This is a genomic window from Comamonas jiangduensis (genome assembly GCF_030162955.1).
Taxonomy (GTDB): domain Bacteria; phylum Pseudomonadota; class Gammaproteobacteria; order Burkholderiales; family Burkholderiaceae_C; genus Comamonas; species Comamonas jiangduensis.
Genome location: NZ_JARXOV010000012.1, coordinates 1 through 16636, shown reverse-complemented (window position 1 = coordinate 16636; position 16636 = coordinate 1). Strand labels below are relative to the sequence as shown.

Genomic DNA, 16636 nt, shown 5'->3' with positions numbered 1-16636 from the left:
ACAGCAGAACATAGGCACGCATGAGCGTCAATCAGTCAAATACGCATACGCGGGCAATCACCATCTTGAAAAAAAGAAGCTGCCAGCGCAGCTCCAGCAATGCTTTCAGATAATTTCATACCTCAAAGCATTCATTGACAAGCGCCAACAGCTACTATTTTTTAAAGCTACTTACTGCACCCAGGCTTGCCCAAAGGCTTTTTCCCACGCTTGCGCCAGATCGCGCAGCAGGTCTTGGGTGTCTTCCAGCCCCACGCAAAAACGCACCACGGTACCGGCTTGAAGCGCGCCACGGCCGCCCGCACGCATGCTGTCAATGTCGTAAGGCACGACTAGGCTCATGGGGCCGCCCCAGCTGTAGCCCAGCTTGAACAGCTGCAGGCTGTCGCACAAGCGGTCGATGGCAGCTTGGTCAAATTGCGCGTCCACCACCACGCTGAACAGGCCTGCTGCCGCGCCTTGCCCTTGATGGGCAGCACCACACAGCTGCTGCCAATGTGCGTGGCCCGGCGCGCCTGCGAATGCGGGGTGCAGCAGTTGCACCACCGCAGGCTGGCGCTGCAGCGCAGCCGCCAATACGCGCGCAGACACATCGTGCGCGTGGTAGCGCACAGCTATGCTGGAGAGCGAGCGCAACACCAGCTCCGCATCATTGGCGCCAATGCCAATCCCCAAACGCATGTGGGTGAGCTTGATGCGCATATGCACAGCGTTGTCCGTGGTGATGATGCTGCCCATCAGCACATCACCGCCGCCGCTGGGGTACTTGGTGAGCGCATGGGCCGATACATCCACCGCCACACTGCCGCCATCGGCCAGCAAGTCAAACGGCTTGAAAGCCAAGCCCGCGCCCCAAGTGTTGTCCAGCACGGTGGTCACGCCACGTGCGCGGCTGGCTTGGACCAGGGCGACTAGGTCCGGAAACTCCATGCTCACGCTGCCTGGCGCCTCCAGCCATACCAGCTTGGTGGCCGGCGTGATTTTGGCTTGCAGGTCGGCGACATCCATCGAGTTGTACCAAGCATGGCGAATGCCCCAGCGTGCCAGCTCATGCTCTGCAAAGTCTTTGTTGGGCCCGTAGGCATTGTCGGGAATCAGCACCTCATCGCCAGCGCTGAGCAAACCCAGCGCCACGGTGCTGATGGCACTCAGGCCGCTGGGCACCAGCAAGCATTGCTTGCCGCCCTCCAGACTGCACAAGCGCTCTTCCAGCTGGTAGGTGGTCGGCGTGCCGTGCAAGCCATAGGTGAACCCGCTTTTATCCAGCCAGCGGCGCGTGCGCATGTCGTGCATGCTGTCGAAAATGACGGTTGATGCTTTGTGCACTGCGGGCTGTATCGCAGCAAAGGCTGGGGGGGCTTGGTAGCTGTGGTGTACCAAGTCGGTGGTGATGTGGCGTGCTTGTTCCTTCATGCCGACATGTTAAGCGGCAAGCAGCCCTCATCAGCAAAACAAAGGCCGCCCGAAGGCAGCCTTGTGGGGGAGCGCGTGGCTATGGCGAGCGCTGCGAGGGATTACTTCGCGGTCAGCAAGTTATTCACTGTCTTCACGCCTTCCACCGCTTTAGCCAGCTGCTCTGCACGGTCCTTGGCAGCCTGGCTGGGGGCTTCACCATGCAGCGTCACCGCACCGTCTTTGGTGTCCACGTTGATCTTCAAAGCACTCAGTTCTGCATCACCCACCAGGGCAGCCTTCACTTTGGTGGTGATGGCGGCATCGCCTGCAGCCTCTGCCGCATGACTGACGGCATCCTTGGTGGCATCGGCGGCATTGGTGGCTGCGTCTTTGGTGGCTTCTACAGCGTTTTCAATTTTTTGACCGGCTGTTTCCGCCGCGCGCTCTGCTTCCACTTTGGCGTTTTCTGCGGCCTTCTCTGTCTTTTCGATCGCGTTATCCAGTTTTTGGCCTGTTGTCTGGCTCTCGTTGCCGCTAGGGCCGCAGGCAGTCAACCCCAGTGCCAATGCGGAAACAGCCAGAACTTGCAGCAAACGTTTTTGACTTATAGACATGGTGTGAAAGCTCCTCTTCAGTTGTCGTAATAAAAAATGGCCAAGACTTGATCTCGCCATGTCATGGCAACGTGGGAAGAAATGTAATTTCCGCATCGCACCACACTGGTGAGGAGAGCGCCGAAGCTCCCGTAGGACAAGCCCCAACCTCTGCACAGACTTTGAATCCACCGACAATAGCGCCCCTATGCAGTTGAAACAGTGGTTCCCCTTTTTGGCTTGGCCCAGACTGACCCTGGACTTGGCCCGCAATGAAATGCTGGCGGGAGTCACCGTGGGGCTGATGCTGCTTCCGCAAGGCGTGGCATATGCCGCTTTGGCGGGTATGCCACTGGTGACCGGCATTTACGCGGCCTTGCTTCCCTCGCTGGTGGCCGTGCTGTGGGGGGCGTCGCCGCGCTTAGGAGTGGGGCCCACGGCACTCACCAGCTTGCTGATCGGCGCCTCGCTGGCAGGCATGGCTGAGCCCGGTAGTGCACAGTGGGTGACTTTGGCCGCATGGACGGCCATCATGGCCGGTGCTGTGCAATGGATACTGGGAGCCTTGCGCAGTGGCTGGTTGGTCAATCTGGTGACCTCACCTGTGCTCAACGGCTTTACGCAAGCTGCAGGCATTTTGATTTTGCTTTCGCAACTGCCTGATTTGCTAGGTCTGCGCAGTTCTTGGAGCGCCCTGCTGAGCGATCCAAGCTGGCACCACTTTGATCCATGGGCCTTGCTGTTTGGCGCCGGTGGATTGTGCGGTCTATTGCTGCTCAAGCGCTTTGCGCCGCGACTTCCCGCGGCCGTATTGGTGGTTGCCATATGCGGCGCAATCAGCGCAGTCGTTGGCTTTGCAGAACACGACGGGCACATTGTGGGGCACCTGCCCGCAGGGCTGCCCAGCCTTGCCGTTCCCAGCAGCATCTCGATGGATGAGGTCTCACGGCTGCTGCTGCCCGTGCTCATGATCAGCTTGGTGAGTTTTTTGGAAGTTGCCTCCAGCGCACAAGTAGAACACCGGCTGGCTGGCACACGCTGGAACGAAAACCAAGACCTGATCGCGCAAGGCATGGCCAAAGTGGTGGCAGGCTTCAGCGGCAGTTTTGCCATCAGCGGCTCTTTTTCGCGCTCAGCGGTCACGCTGCACTCAGGGGCCAAGACCGGCTGGGCCACCGTGTTTGCCATCGCCATGGTGCTCATCACGGTACTGTGGCTCACCCCCGTGCTCTACCACGTGCCACAAGCAGCACTGGCAGCCGTCGTGGTGTCTGCCGTTGTCAATCTGATCCAGCCCCGTACGTTGCGGGCACTGTTCCGCATCTCACGCATTGAAGGGGCGATTGCCCTGACCACCTTCGTGCTGACCTTGGCGACGGCGCCCCGGCTGTACTGGGGCGTGCTGACGGGCGTGCTGCTGAGCCTGTGCCACTTTCTCTATCAGCGCCTGCATCCGCGCATTCTGGAAATCAGTGAGCATGCCGACGGCAGTTTGCGCGGCCGCGAGATCTGGAACCTGGCGCCTATCGCCTCCCACGTCTTGGCGTTGCGCATGGATGCGGAGTGGGACTTCGCCTCTGCCTCTGCGCTAGAGCGCTATGTCACGCAAACGCTGCAGCAACGCCCCGAGATACAAACCGTTTTTTTAGACGCACAACCCATCAACCGGATTGACGTGACAGGCGTAGAAAGCTTTATGCGCCTGCGCCAAAGCCTGCAAAAGCAGGGAATTTCACTGCATATCGGGGGATTGAAACTCCCGGTACAAGAGATACTGGAGAGGTCTGGAGCCTTGGTTAGCGGCCCGGATTTGCAGCTGTCGCGCACCAGCGCACAAGCTTTGGTTGCAATGCGTGTATCCAGCGCAACCAAAAAGGCGCTATAGCCGCATCAAACCTTCGTGGACTGCTACACTTCGATGCATTCAACGCGCTGGATATTTGTTTTTCGTGACTGGCACCTCCCCCCTCTCATCTGTGGCTTTGCAGCAGCTCCGCTTAGACGGAGCTTTGGCCTTGCTCGGCGAGACTGAAGTTGCCGCACTTCCAGCCGCCCACACCAATCCAACAGCACACCTGCAAGCCATCATTGATGGTTTGTGCGGACTCTCGTTGCGCGACCCCCTGACTGGCACTGCCAACCGCCGCCACTTCGACTCGGTGCTGGATCGAGAACTTGACCGTGTAGCACGCTCTGGCGACGTAGCGCTGCTGTTGATGATCGACATTGATCACTTCAAGGAAGTGAACGACACCTACGGCCACAACATCGGCGACAGCGTGTTGCAGCAAGTAGCCACGGCGCTTTCACACTGCGTGCGCCCCATGGACACTTTGGCGCGCTATGGCGGTGAAGAGTTTGCGATTGTGCTGCCTGCCTGCCAGCCTGCCTATGGCCAAAATGTGGCTGACCGCGTACGCCGCGCCATTGAAGCCCTGCGTATCCGCATCAATCCCAGCCAGGAAATTGCTGTCACAGTGAGTATTGGTGGCGCGTACGCATTGCAGTGGATTCGCAGCACCCGCGAACTTTGGATTGAGCGCGCAGACCAGCAGCTGTACCGCTCCAAAAGCGCGGGACGCAACCGTATTGAAATTGAACAACAACCTGACAGCACTGTGACCGCTGAGGAAAAAAACTTGCTTTTCATCCCTGAGTTGACCGCAGATACCTCCTCATGGTCTGGTGATTGGATTGAAGTGCTGGCCGCTCCTGCGGATATCACCGATGGCGCCAACTGAAGGCATGCATTGAAATGAACGACGTGCTGTCCCCCTCTTCCTCCACCCCTGCGGCTCCCAACGCCAAGGCGGCCCATATTCGCCCCCCTTCGCGGGCGCACATCATGGCCGTCACCAGCGGCAAAGGCGGTGTAGGCAAAACTTTTGTGTCCGCCAACTTGGCAGCTGCATTGACGCGCCACGGCCTGCGCGTGCTGGTGCTTGACGCCGACTTGGGCCTGGCCAACTTGGATGTGGTGCTGAACCTCTACCCCAAAGTCACCTTGCACGACGTCTTCACTGGCCGCGCCACGCTACAGGATGCGGTCGTGGTAGCCCCGGGCGGTTTTCACGTGTTGCTGGCGGGCTCAGGCATGGTGGAGTACTCCCGCCTGACCCCCGAGGTGCGCAATCAACTGATCCATGTGATCGATACGCTGGCGCCTAACTATGACGTGGTGTTGCTGGACACGGGTGCTGGCATCTCGGATGTGGTGCTGTTTTCGGTATCGCTGGCCAATGAAGTGCTGATCGTGGCCACCCCCGAGCCCACGTCACTGACCGATGCCTACGCGGCCATCAAGGTGCTGGCCACCCAGCAAAAGCGGCACAACATGCGCTTGGTCATCAACCAAGCCGCCCGCCCCGGCGATGGCCGCGCCATCACCGGGCAACTGCAGCAAGTGCTCAACCGCTTTGTCCATTCAGAATCTGGCTTGCCGATGCGCTTGATCCATATGGGCGACATTCCTGCCGACAAGGCGGTGCGCGAAGCCGTTATGCGCCGCCAGCTGCTGATTCAAGCATCGCCTGGGTGTGCCGCTTCTTTGGCGATCGCCCAACTGGCCAATCGCATCAAAACCATGGTGACGCCCGTACAGCAGGCCTAACGCACGGCGGCAAGCCCTGCTACAACCCACGTAAAAAGAGCTGCCTAGGTGCAGCTCTTTTTATTTGACAAAATAGCCATTAAATAGGCCGCTAGCGCATATTCAGCAAGCGTCTGCAGCTATCAATAGAAAAGCAAAAACATCAGATGCGGCGGCGGTTGGCATCGACACTCCAGCCACCCGCACCCCAAGCGGCAAAGGCCAGCAGGCCACCCACCACGGCAATGTTCTTGTTAAAGAGCAGCTGCTGCATCATGGCCTGATCTGCAGGCACCGACCAGTACGCGTGAAAGATCAAGGTCGCCACCAAGGTGAAAAAGGCCAGCACCATGGCGGCAGGGCGCGTCTTCAAGCCAATCAGCAAAAAGATACCGCCTACCAGCTCAATCAGCAGCCCCACCGCCACCCCGATTTCCGGCAGCGGCATTCCCATGGCTGCCGCATAGCCTACGGATCCGGAAAAACCTGCAATCTTGCCAAAGCCTGCAGGAATAAACAGCCAGGCCATCAAAATACGACCGGCCAGTGCCAGCGCGTTGTTCATGGAGTTATTCATCATTTCATCCTTGCGGGGCATGCCTTGGGTCTGGAAAAGCTTCACCATGTCATTCGTTCAAGCGGCCAAATCAAACAGCAGAAACTCTGCTGCAGCGCTTCCTTGCACGCGCAAGGTGCACTCATTTTCCGCAAGCAGCGCATCGCCACTTGTCAGCTTTTTACCCGCCACCTCCACCTCACCTTGAATGACAAAAACATAAGCTTTGCGGCCTGGGGCTAGCGTTTGCTCCAAATACACGGTCTGGCCATCCGCAGGACGCAGCAAGCTGGCATAGATGCGCGCATCGGCATTCAAACGCACGGAACCTTCTGCGCCATCCACAGACGCCACCAGTCGCAGCACATTGGTTTTTTCTACATCGCTAAAGCGCTTTTGCTCGTACCCCGGCTCCAGCCCCGCACGGCTTGGCAGCAGCCAGATCTGCAAAAAATGGGTGGTCTGCCCAGGCGCATGGTTGTACTCGCTGTGCACCACCCCCGTGCCTGCCGTCATGCGCTGGACTTCGCCGGGCTGAATGGTCTGCACATTCCCCATGCTGTCTTTGTGCGACAGCTCACCCTCGATGACATAGCTCACAATTTCCATGTCACGGTGCGGATGGGCGCCAAAGCCCGTACCTGCGGCAATCCGGTCTTCGTTGATCACGCGCAGATTGCCCCAGCCCATATGGTTGGGGTCGTAGTAACCTGCAAATGAAAAACTGTGAAAGGACTTGAGCCAACCGTGGTCAGCGAAGCCACGCTCATGGGATTTACGCACTGTGATCATGATCGACTCCTGTTTGCTTGCGGCTGCGGTGCAGCGATGACTTCACTGTAGTAGCGCGCGTCCACGCTGAGGGAGCGCTGGTTTGATGGCATCATTCAAAGTCTTTGAATGAACGTAGCACCGCATGCCCAGCCCCCGTGACGTTTTAACCCCAGATAGCCTTGCCATGTTGCAAGTCATTGCCGACACCGGCAGCTTTGCAGCCGCTGCACGGCAACTGCGGCTGGTACCCAGTGCGCTGACTTACCGGGTGCGCCAAATGGAAGAGGCGCTGGATGTGCTGTTGTTTGACCGCAGTGCACGCCAGGCACACCCCACCGAGGCCGGCCAGGCCTTGCTGGCTGAAGGCGCCCGTTTGCTGCAAGATTTGGATGCGGTGGCGCACCGGGTGCGGCGCGTTGCCACGGGCTGGGAGCCAGAACTCACCATCATGGCCGACGGCGTCATTTCACAGGACATTCTGTTCGATCTGGTCGAGGCCTTTTATGCCTTGGGCTCGCCCACCAAAATCAAGCTGGGCATGGGCACGCTCACAGGGCCGATTGAGCACCTCACCACTGGCCGTGCAGATTTGGCACTGGGCGTTGGCACCAACAGCACCAGCATCTCTGGCTTGCAACTGCATGATTTGGGCGACATCACCTTCGTGTTTGCCGTCGCCCCCTTCCACCCGCTGGCCACCATGGAGCACGCCATCAGTGATGAAACCCTGCTGGAGCACCGCTTGGTCGTGGTGGCGGACTCCGCACAAAAAGAGCGCATGTCCATGGGACTACTCAGCGGCCAAGACATTTTTACGGTCGATACGGTACAAGCCAAAATTGATGCCCAGGTGCGCGGCCTAGGCTGTGGCTTTTTGCCCGAGGCCATGGCCCGCCCTTATATAGCAGCGGGTTGGCTGGTTGCCAAAACCGTCACGCGCCCCACCCGCCATGTGCGCATGCGCTATGCATGGAAAAAACCCAGCAATGGCGGCCTGGGCAAGGCCTTGCAGTGGTGGCTGCAACAGCTCGAAAGCCCTGTCACCCAACAAGCCCTGCTGGAAAAGCACCGCCTGACGCTCCCTCCAACTTCAACCCCGATTGCACGCTGATTGCTGCCTGTGTGCCGCCCATGACTTGCTCTACTTACCGGGGTCGCTTTGCCCCCTCACCAACCGGCCCTTTACATGCGGGCTCGCTGGTCGCCGCCTTGGCCAGCTGGCTGGATGCCCGCGCGCACCACGGCACATGGCTGGTGCGCATCGAAGATATTGACCCCCCACGCTGCCCCAGCGGCACAGACCAGTTGATCTTGGCGCAATTGGCGCAGTGCGGGCTGCACCCCGACGAGCCTGTGGTGTGGCAATCACAGCGCCACGGCTATTACACCCAAGCACTGCAGCAGCTGCAAGCTCAGCAACTGGCCTACCCCTGTGGCTGCACCCGCAAAGACATTGAAGCAGCGCTGCAAGCCATGGGGCAAGTACATGCACGGCATATTGAGCGCCCCTATCCCGGCACATGCCGCGGTGGCCTGCATGGCAAACCTGCGCGCAGCTGGCGTTTTGCGCTGGAGAAACATGTATCAAATTGGCCGCAAACGCTTGCTACACAAGCGCAAGCAGCTCCTTTTTCTTTAGAAAAAGGCATCCTCACGTGGCAAGACCGCCGCCTAGGGCTGCAACACCAAGCACCAACTTCGGTCGCTGGTGACTTTGTGCTGCAACGTGCCGATGGCCTGTATGCCTATCAACTGGCCGTTGTGGTGGACGATGCATTGCAGGGCATCACCCACATCGTGCGCGGGGAGGATTTGACCGACAACACGGCGCGTCAATTGCTCTTGCAGCATGCGCTGGGATTAGCGCATCCCGCCTATATGCATACCCCGTTGGTGCTCATGCCCGACGGCGAAAAACTCTCCAAACAACACGGCGCCCCAGCGCTTGACCTGAGTCACCCGCTGCAAACCTTGAACACAGCAGCACGCATTTTGCATTTGACTACATTAAGTCCCGAAACTACGGTGTCTGATGCGTTATCTCAATGGGTCAAACAATGGCAAGCCACTTACAATGTGCGCCGTGACTGAGCACCAACATAACCCTATGGCTGACAACCTTACAGCCCCCTCCCCATCTTCTGAAGGCAAAGCCCCAGCAGATGTGGCATTCCCTAAAACCATTCGCAGCTACGTGCGCCGCACGGGCCGCGTCACCACAGGCCAAGCCAAGGCCTTTGAAGACATAGGCCCGCAGTTTCTGCTGCCCTATACCAATGCGCCACTGGATGCGCACGCGGCATTTGGCCGCGAAGGCAAACTGATTCTGGAAATTGGTTTCGGCATGGGCGAAGCGACAGCCCACATTGCACGTGTGCGCCCGGAAGACAATTTCTTGTGCTGTGAAGTGCACGAGCCCGGCGTGGGCGCCTTGCTCAAGCGCATTGGCGAGCAAGACATCCACAACATCCGCATCCTCCAGCACGATGCAGTTGAAGTGATTGACAACATGTTGCCCGAGGGCAGCCTTGACGGCGTGCATATCTTCTTTCCAGACCCTTGGCACAAGAAAAAGCACAACAAGCGCCGTCTCATCCAAGGCCCGTTGGTTGCCAAGCTGGCCAGCCGCTTGAAAGCGGGTGGTTATTTCCACTGCGCCACCGACTGGGAACCCTACGCCGTGCAAATGCTGGAAGTGCTGGGTGCGGAGCCTCAACTGGCCAACACCGCCCCGGCCTATGCAGCCAAGCCTGACTACCGCCCTTTGACCAAGTTTGAAAACCGCGGTTTGCGACTGGGTCATGGCGTGTGGGACTTGGTTTTCACCAAGCGCTAGTGCCCCTGCCCCCAAGTACCCCACTCCCGAACTTCATGCACATTCTGCAAAATTTGGTTCAGATGACCGGCCAGCGCGACCACTTGCGTCTGGAACTGTCCGTGCTCTCGACGTTTATGCAGTTGCCCGGGGTAACCAATGTTCGGGCGTTGGAACTTGTAGAGATGGACAGCGGCCATTGGGTGCGCGCCAGAACTTGGCTGCAAGACGGTCAGCTGGTTTCCCCCACGCAAGACGTCGTCAGCGACACCAAACGCTTGCCTTTGCGCGACATGCTGCATCTGCACACCTGCATCACGCAGCAAAAGCAGCACATGCAGCACAGCGCGCGCGCAGATCAGCACGTCATCTGGCTGCCCGTGTGGATGCATGAAAAAGCGCGCGTGTGCCTGGAAGTGACCCAATCCGAGCCATTCACCCCGCACAGTCTGGACGTTATCACCGGCATCTTCAGCGTCTACCAGAACTACCAAAGCCTGCTGGATTACAGCGAGCGCGATGCGCTGACCGGCTTGCTCAACCGCAAAACCTTTGACGAACACCTGCTGCGCTTTGCCACTGCGGCCCAAGCCGATCAGAGTGATGAAATGCCTTGGCTTGCAGTGATAGATATTGATCACTTCAAGCTGGTCAACGACCGTTTTGGTCACCTTTTTGGTGATGAAGTCTTGATTCTGGTGGCCAACTTGCTGCGCAGCGCATTCAGCGCCCAGCACCGCATTTTCCGCTTCGGTGGGGAAGAGTTTGTTGTGCTCATGCCTGCTGCGCACAAAGCCAAAGCCCACGCGTCCTTAGAAGCCTTCAGAGCGATGGTGGCCAGTCACAACTTTCCGCAAATTGGCCGTGTAACAGTCAGTGTTGGCTTTGCCGGCGCCAAGCTGTGCTCGCCCGTAGAAATTCTGGGCCAAGCGGACCAAGCGCTGTATTACGCAAAAGAAAATGGCCGCAACCAGGTTTGCCATTTTGAGCAACTGCAAGACCAGGGTTTGCTGCACAACGCGCAAGTCTCGCACGACGATGTCGAGCTGTTCTGACACCAGACACCAGGCACCACGCCGCCCCGCACAATCAACTGACGTAATTTGCGGAGCTCTCAGCTTCACTCCCTAGCGAAGCACGCACGCAATCACGGCCATCACGCTTGGCTTTGTAGAGCAACTCATCCGCACGCTCTAGCAAGCTATCCATCGTGTCACCTGGCTCGTATTGCGTCACACCGAAGCTGCAAGTCAACGGCAGCACCAGATCTCCCATCTGCCAAGGCGTTTTGCGCACCACATCCGCCAGCCGTTCCGCTATCTCGGTTGCAGAGCGCAACGCCGTCTCTGGCATAAAGATCACAAACTCTTCGCCACCAAAGCGCACCATCCAGTCAATGTTCGCACGCAAGCCTTCTTGCAAGCGTTTTGCTACATCCTTGAGCACCTCATCGCCCACAGTATGTCCATGCTGGTCATTGATGTGCTTGAAGCGGTCAATATCTGTAAAGATCACCGACAAAGGGCGCCCATACCGCATACAGCGCTCAATCTCCAAGGGCAAGCGCATCTCCATCGCTCTGCGGTTGTACGCCCCGGTCAAGGCATCCAGTTGCGATAGTCTTTTGACCTCATCTACCATGGTCGACAGCTCTGCCGTACGTTCTTTGACCAAGCCATCCAGATCTTTGATATGGCGATCCAGCGCAGTTTGCAGATGCTGAAAGCCTTGCATCACCATATCTATCTCATCGGCTCGCTGGCGGTCCGGACGACGAAGTTCAAGTGGCTGGTTGAGCTCTTCGGGCTTGAGGTTGCGTACAAAATCTGCAATTTGGCGCAGCGGAATTCCCAAATCGTGCTGCATGACCCATGCAACCATGAAGCACATCAACACCGTAAAAATCAGATATCCGGGAATCACGTGTTTTTGCGACTCCCACAACAAATTGCGGTGGTAGGCACGATCTGCCCATACCTCAATCGTTCCTAATGACTGGTTTTTGTAGTCGGGCGAATAAATCACGGCCTGGTAAGACGGTACATCCTTGCCAATCCCCGTACTCCCCGCAGTAATCATTTCACCTGTGACGGTCAGCGTAAGACGTACAAAGCCCACAGCTTCGATTTCTGTCAACCGCTGCACATGGTTGTGCAACACCTCTCTATCGATGTCCCAGACAGCGTAAGCAATCGCTCGGCTGCTGGTTTCCACGATCAGCGACATGGTGTTGAAAAACTGCTTCTCTTGCTTTTGCCGATCCAGCCAAACTTGAAAACCACCAATACCAACCAGGCAGACCAGTGACAGCGCAATAATGCGCTGAAGCATCAACGTAGCAATCGATCGAAACTCAGAATTCTGGTGTGCCATAGATAAGCGAGCTTAGCGCAGCAGCTGCGCGAGCTCAAACTGGTAGCGTCTGAGCTGCGGATTCAGGTACTTGCTGAATGCACGAAAGTCCAGTCTCACTGCTGTTTGCGAAAAATGCTGCTCAAACTGCTGGCTATTGCGCGCGTCGAACAACTCAAACATATTGCGCCGCAGCTCCAGCCCCTCATCCAAGAAATCGACGCCACGGTAGTGGTCATACAGCATCACCATGGCCCATGCTCCCGCCATGAAGTGCCCCCCTGCCAACGCCGTCAATTGCCCTTTGCGCAGCCAATCAAATGCCTGCTCGGAAGTGTTGATACCGCTAAATAATGCATCCGTCCCCGGCAAACCGCCTTGCTGGCGCCACGCATCCATGGCACCAAACGCCATCAAGTCATTCCCCGCCCAGACCAAACGCACCTCCGGGTAACGCTGAAAAAGCCCCAGTGCCTGATCTCTGGCCTTGTCTTGGCGCCATTCGCCATAAACTTCTTGCCGCAACACGACCATTCCCTGCGCTTCGCGCACCGCTTTGCGCATGCCCTGGTTGCGAGCGATGGAAGCAGGGGTCGAGCGGTCTCCCGCAATCGCCACCATCTGCAACTTACCTTGCGCATCCCGCAGCGCGGGCATTTTCAATGCTTTTTGAATCAACGCCTGGGCCGTCAGATAGCCCGCGTCTTCTGCATTGGGCTCCAGGCTGCCGAGCCAAAAAGGAAACTTGCCGCGCGGCACACCCACTTGAGGCCGTAGCTCCTCCTGAATACCGCTGAACGCCATAAAGGCTTGGATTCCAGACCCCTCCAGCGCTTTCAAGATGCTAGGTGCCGTGCTGTAGTCATTCGAAAAAACGACGTAATCGGGGCGCTCGCTCTTTGGCAAATTCGCCAATTTTTGGGCCATGGCGACGGGCTCCAAGCGGTTGCGCTGCGCATACAGCACGCGCAGCTGCATGCCCAAGCTATCGGCGGCTTTTTGCATCGCCTGCGCGCTGGAGCGCCAGTACGCTTCATTGGACTTACCCGGATTCAAAAACACCACAGATTGCGCAAACGCTGGCGTGCCAGCCACCAGCATGCATACAGCAACCACCCCGGCACGCAGCGCGCAGGCAAGCCTCAATTTGCCGACAGCCGTTTGTAGCGATGTAAATACGAGTATGTGCACAACCGTAGCGCTGAATGAACGATGGTAGGGAGAGGATCTTGACACAGGCCTGCTACGAATCAGTGGTGCAAGCAATGTCAAATTTGCACAAAAAAAGCCAGAAGAGCTACTTCTGGCTTTTTACCTGTGCATCAGGCTCAAATACGCTCAGTCACCCAAGCTTGAACGCTGGTCAGTGCTGCGGGCACAGCCGCCGCGTCGGTACCTCCAGCCATGGCCATATCCGGCTTGCCGCCGCCCTTGCCACCCACTTGCTGGGCCACAAAGTTCACCAACTCACCGGCTTTGACCTTGGCGGTCTCGGCCTTGGTCACGCCTGCGGCCAACTGCACCTTGTCGCCGTCCACGGCCGCCAGCACGATCACGGCCGCGCCCAGCTTGTCTTTGAGCTTGTCCATGGTGTCGCGCAGGGTCTTGGCGTCCGCACCGTCCAGCTTGGCAGCCAGTACCTTCACACCCTTGACGTCAGCTGCCTGGGCCAGCAATTCATCGCCTTGGCTGGATGCCAGCTTGCCTTTGAGCGCAGCAATTTCTTTTTCCAGCGCTTTGATCTGCTCCAATGCACCGCCAATGCGGGTGTTCAGCTCGGCTGTAGGTGCCTTGAAGGCTGCGGCAGCTTCGCCCACGGTCGATTCCAGCGACTGCAGATAGGCCAGCGCGTTCTCGCCGGTGATGGCTTCAATACGGCGCACGCCAGCGGCCACACCGGATTCACCCACCACCTTGAACAGGCCGATGTCACCGGTGCGGTGCACGTGGGTGCCGCCACACAGCTCACGGCTGGTGCCAATGTCCAGCACACGCACGGTTTCACCGTACTTCTCGCCAAACAGCATCATGGCGCCGGTGGCCTTGGCCGCTTCGATATCCATCACGCGGGCATCGGTGGCGGTGTTGGCCAGAATCTCTTGGTTCACACGCTGCTCAATCTCGCGGATTTGCTCGGCAGTCACAGGGGCGTTGTGCGTGAAGTCAAAGCGGGTGCGGTCCGCGTTGACCAGCGAGCCCTTTTGCTGCACGTGGGCGCCCAGCACTTCGCGCAGTGCCTTGTGCATGATGTGCGTGGCCGAGTGATTGCGCATGGTGGCTGCGCGCAGCTGGGTGTCCACCTCAGCCTGCACCGCATCACCCACCTTCAGGCTACCGGACTCCAGCACGCCGTGGTGACCAAACACGTCGGCCTTGATCTTCTGGGTGTCTTCCACCACAAAGCGGTTGGCACCAGCGCTGATCACGCCTTGGTCGCCCACCTGACCGCCGGACTCTGCATAAAAAGGAGTGGCATCCGTAACCACCACGCCACTTTGGCCAGCCTTCAGCTCTGAAACAGCCGTGCCTTGCGCGTAAAGCGCTACGATTTTTGCAGATTCGCGCAGTTTTTCGTAACCGGTGAAGGTATTGGCAGCGCCGGTGTACTCCAGCGCACGGTCCATTTTGAACTTGCCTGCAGCGCGGGCCTGGTTCTTTTGCTGCTCCATCGCAGCGGCAAAGCCAGCCTCATCGACCGTTACGCCGCGCTCACGGCAAACGTCGTTGGACAAATCCAAGGGGAAGCCATAGGTATCGTGCAACTTGAACGCCACATCACCCGGCAGCACCCTGGCATCACCCGCCAGGGCGCTGTCCAGAATGTCCATGCCGTGGGCCAGCGTTTCAAAGAAGCGCTCCTCTTCCACGCGCAGCACTTCGGTGATGCGTACTTCTTGCTCACGAATCTTGGGATAGGCGTCGCCCATCACGGCCACCAGGTCTTTGACCAGTTTGTGGAAGAACGGGGTCTTTTGGCCCAGCTTGTACCCATGGCGGATAGCGCGACGCACGATGCGGCGCTGCACGTAACCACGGCCTTCGTTGGAAGGAATCACGCCATCTGCCACCAAGAACGCAGTAGCGCGGATGTGGTCGGCAATCACCTTCAGCGAAGGGTTGTCCAGATCGGCGGTGTGAGTTTCGCGGCCCGCGGCCTTGATCAGGTTTTGGAACAGGTCGATCTCGTAGTTGCTGTGCACATGCTGCAAGATGGCCGCCAGGCGCTCCAGGCCCATGCCTGTATCCACACACGGTGCGGGCAGCGGCGTGACGTTGCCCTGCTCGTCCATGTCGAACTGCATGAACACGTTGTTCCAGATTTCGATGAAACGGTCGCCATCTTCATCGGGCGAACCGGGAGGGCCACCGGCAATGTGCGCGCCGTGGTCATAGAAAATTTCCGAGCAAGGGCCGCAAGGGCCGGTGTCGGCCATCATCCAGAAGTTGTCGGACTTGTAGCGCCCGCCTTTGTTGTCGCCAATACGGATCACGCGCTCTGGGGGCAGGCCGATTTCCTTGGTCCAGATGTCGTACGCCTCATCGTCTTCGGCGTACACGGTGGCCAACAGCTTGTCCGCGGGCAACTTGTACACTTCGGTCAGCAGCTCCCACGCCCACTTGAGCGATTCACGCTTGAAGTAGTCACCAAACGACCAATTGCCCAGCATTTCAAAGAAAGTGTGGTGGCGCGCGGTGTAACCCACATTCTCCAAATCGTTGTGCTTGCCGCCTGCACGCAGGCAGGTTTGCACCGAAGTCGCACGGTTGTACGGGCGTTTGTCCGTACCCAAGAACACGTCCTTGAACTGGACCATGCCCGAGTTGGTGAACATCAAAGTGGGGTCGTTACCGGGCACCAAAGGGCTGGATTCCACAATGGTGTGGCCCTTGGAGGCAAAAAAGTCCAGGAACGTCTTGCGGATGTCCGCAACGGAGAATTTGGGTGTGCTCATGGAGATGTGTTGTCTTTGTGCGCAAACGGCGCAGCACGAAGGAGGGTAGGGACAGTTCATTACTGAACCATCCCCCCCTAAGAACCGGACTTGCGACTTTCACCGCATCCGGCTCAAGCACAGCAGTCGGCGCTATTCAAAGCATGGAATTTTACTCCAAGCATGCTTTAGCGCCGAACTTGTGACCTCTGTGAGGCCGGCTTTACAACTGTCAGCCCAAGAACGTGCAGTCGTGTGTGGCAAACCGGGTGCAAAAGCACTCGGTTGGACATTGCATCGGACCCGCCATCCACCTTGCGAACAATGTGGTGGTCGTGCCATCCGCTTTGATAGTCCAAAGGTTCTGTGCAAAGTGCACAACGCCCATCCTGTTTAATGAACAGCATCGAAGTCTCGTACTGATACGCCATGCTTTTCTCCATGCGCTTCGTCCTCAACTTCTCGCCATACTCCTCCCAGGCCGGGTCAAAGGGGTTGTACTCCCCTTTGATTTTCTTGTGTCGCACGATCTCTGTATCAGCAAGCTTCAACAGTTTCCACGTGCGCGAACCCTCTGCCGTTTTCACGGTTGCAGCGAACTCGTCTCGGTCATCGATGCGCTGCCAGTAA

At 58.0% G+C, this 16636-nt stretch carries 15 protein-coding genes; 7 read left to right on the top strand and 8 right to left on the bottom strand.

The genetic code is table 11. The annotated features are described in order from the left end of the window. Positions 1–171: 171 nt before the first annotated feature. Together QEP12_RS10550 and QEP12_RS10545 are read right to left on the bottom strand one after the other, a co-directional pair. On the bottom strand, positions 172–1413 hold the full coding sequence (locus tag QEP12_RS10550) for a PLP-dependent transferase (protein WP_284214217.1): 1242 nt from the start codon (positions 1411–1413) through the stop codon (positions 172–174). Positions 1414–1514: 101 nt separating this feature from the next. Beyond that, complete coding sequence (locus QEP12_RS10545; RefSeq protein WP_174863511.1) at positions 1515–2009, bottom strand: BON domain-containing protein; 495 nt, start codon at positions 2007–2009, stop codon at positions 1515–1517. A gap of 187 nt (positions 2010–2196) precedes the next feature. Between QEP12_RS10545 and QEP12_RS10540 the strand changes: the two genes are divergently transcribed. The 3 genes from QEP12_RS10540 to QEP12_RS10530 all read left to right on the top strand — a co-directional run bounded on the left by QEP12_RS10540 (position 2197) and on the right by QEP12_RS10530 (position 5598). Continuing rightward, on the top strand, positions 2197–3873 hold the full coding sequence (locus tag QEP12_RS10540) for a SulP family inorganic anion transporter (RefSeq protein ID WP_284214216.1): 1677 nt from the start codon (positions 2197–2199) through the stop codon (positions 3871–3873). Positions 3874–3937: 64 nt separating this feature from the next. Further along, positions 3938–4729: a GGDEF domain-containing protein gene (locus tag QEP12_RS10535; RefSeq protein ID WP_284214214.1), complete on the top strand. Its 792-nt coding sequence runs from the start codon at positions 3938–3940 to the stop codon at positions 4727–4729. Between the two features lie 14 nt (positions 4730–4743). Beyond that, positions 4744–5598, top strand: a complete 855-nt coding sequence (locus tag QEP12_RS10530; RefSeq protein WP_284214212.1) for a MinD/ParA family protein — start codon at positions 4744–4746, stop codon at positions 5596–5598. Between the two features lie 142 nt (positions 5599–5740). Here QEP12_RS10530 and QEP12_RS10525 read toward each other — a convergent pair whose 3' ends face one another. Both QEP12_RS10525 and QEP12_RS10520 read right to left on the bottom strand, forming a co-directional pair. Then, positions 5741–6154: a DoxX family protein gene (locus tag QEP12_RS10525; RefSeq protein WP_174862761.1), complete on the bottom strand. Its 414-nt coding sequence runs from the start codon at positions 6152–6154 to the stop codon at positions 5741–5743. A gap of 57 nt (positions 6155–6211) precedes the next feature. Continuing rightward, on the bottom strand, positions 6212–6925 hold the full coding sequence (locus tag QEP12_RS10520; protein WP_284214210.1) for a pirin family protein: 714 nt from the start codon (positions 6923–6925) through the stop codon (positions 6212–6214). A gap of 124 nt (positions 6926–7049) precedes the next feature. On the opposite strand from QEP12_RS10520, the gene QEP12_RS10515 reads away from it, so the two are divergent. Genes QEP12_RS10515 through QEP12_RS10500 form a run of 4 tightly spaced genes read left to right on the top strand, consistent with a single transcriptional unit; the run spans position 7050 to position 10777 of the window. Next, the gene (locus QEP12_RS10515) at positions 7050–8018 is read left to right on the top strand and encodes a LysR family transcriptional regulator (protein WP_284214209.1); all 969 of its coding nucleotides are present in this window, start codon (positions 7050–7052) and stop codon (positions 8016–8018) included. A 20-nt stretch (positions 8019–8038) separates the two neighbouring features. Continuing rightward, positions 8039–8998: a tRNA glutamyl-Q(34) synthetase GluQRS gene (gene gluQRS / locus QEP12_RS10510; protein WP_174862757.1), complete on the top strand. Its 960-nt coding sequence runs from the start codon at positions 8039–8041 to the stop codon at positions 8996–8998. A gap of 16 nt (positions 8999–9014) precedes the next feature. After that, a complete protein-coding gene (gene trmB / locus QEP12_RS10505; protein ID WP_174862758.1) occupies positions 9015–9743 on the top strand; it encodes a tRNA (guanosine(46)-N7)-methyltransferase TrmB in 729 nt (242 codons plus the stop codon). A 35-nt stretch (positions 9744–9778) separates the two neighbouring features. Then, entirely contained in the window at positions 9779–10777 is a 999-nt protein-coding gene (locus QEP12_RS10500; protein ID WP_174862759.1) for a GGDEF domain-containing protein, read from the top strand. Between the two features lie 34 nt (positions 10778–10811). Here QEP12_RS10500 and QEP12_RS10495 read toward each other — a convergent pair whose 3' ends face one another. The 4 genes from QEP12_RS10495 to QEP12_RS10480 all read right to left on the bottom strand — a co-directional run. Continuing rightward, complete coding sequence (locus tag QEP12_RS10495) at positions 10812–12095, bottom strand: GGDEF domain-containing protein (protein WP_284214206.1); 1284 nt, start codon at positions 12093–12095, stop codon at positions 10812–10814. A gap of 12 nt (positions 12096–12107) precedes the next feature. Continuing rightward, a complete protein-coding gene (locus tag QEP12_RS10490; RefSeq protein WP_174862762.1) occupies positions 12108–13175 on the bottom strand; it encodes an ABC transporter substrate-binding protein in 1068 nt (355 codons plus the stop codon). 227 nt (positions 13176–13402) lie between these two features. Beyond that, positions 13403–16027: an alanine--tRNA ligase gene (alaS, locus tag QEP12_RS10485; RefSeq protein ID WP_284214205.1), complete on the bottom strand. Its 2625-nt coding sequence runs from the start codon at positions 16025–16027 to the stop codon at positions 13403–13405. Between the two features lie 167 nt (positions 16028–16194). Beyond that, the coding region (locus QEP12_RS10480; protein WP_284214203.1) for an HNH endonuclease signature motif containing protein at positions 16195–16636 on the bottom strand (442 nt) is incomplete at its 5' end.

Coding starts and splice junctions, on each gene's coding strand:
- alaS (WP_284214205.1), bottom strand. CDS start 16,027: ATGAGCACACCCAAATTCTCCGTTGCGGACATCCGCAAGACGTTCCTG.
- QEP12_RS10545 (WP_174863511.1), bottom strand. CDS start 2,009: ATGTCTATAAGTCAAAAACGTTTGCTGCAAGTTCTGGCTGTTTCCGCA.
- QEP12_RS10500 (WP_174862759.1), top strand. CDS start 9,779: ATGCACATTCTGCAAAATTTGGTTCAGATGACCGGCCAGCGCGACCAC.
- gluQRS (WP_174862757.1), top strand. CDS start 8,039: ATGACTTGCTCTACTTACCGGGGTCGCTTTGCCCCCTCACCAACCGGC.
- QEP12_RS10515 (WP_284214209.1), top strand. CDS start 7,050: ATGCCCAGCCCCCGTGACGTTTTAACCCCAGATAGCCTTGCCATGTTG.
- QEP12_RS10490 (WP_174862762.1), bottom strand. CDS start 13,175: ATGCTGGTGGCTGGCACGCCAGCGTTTGCGCAATCTGTGGTGTTTTTG.
- QEP12_RS10540 (WP_284214216.1), top strand. CDS start 2,197: ATGCAGTTGAAACAGTGGTTCCCCTTTTTGGCTTGGCCCAGACTGACC.
- QEP12_RS10495 (WP_284214206.1), bottom strand. CDS start 12,095: ATGGCACACCAGAATTCTGAGTTTCGATCGATTGCTACGTTGATGCTT.
- trmB (WP_174862758.1), top strand. CDS start 9,015: ATGGCTGACAACCTTACAGCCCCCTCCCCATCTTCTGAAGGCAAAGCC.
- QEP12_RS10550 (WP_284214217.1), bottom strand. CDS start 1,413: ATGAAGGAACAAGCACGCCACATCACCACCGACTTGGTACACCACAGC.
- QEP12_RS10525 (WP_174862761.1), bottom strand. CDS start 6,154: ATGAATAACTCCATGAACAACGCGCTGGCACTGGCCGGTCGTATTTTG.
- QEP12_RS10530 (WP_284214212.1), top strand. CDS start 4,744: ATGAACGACGTGCTGTCCCCCTCTTCCTCCACCCCTGCGGCTCCCAAC.
- QEP12_RS10520 (WP_284214210.1), bottom strand. CDS start 6,925: ATGATCACAGTGCGTAAATCCCATGAGCGTGGCTTCGCTGACCACGGT.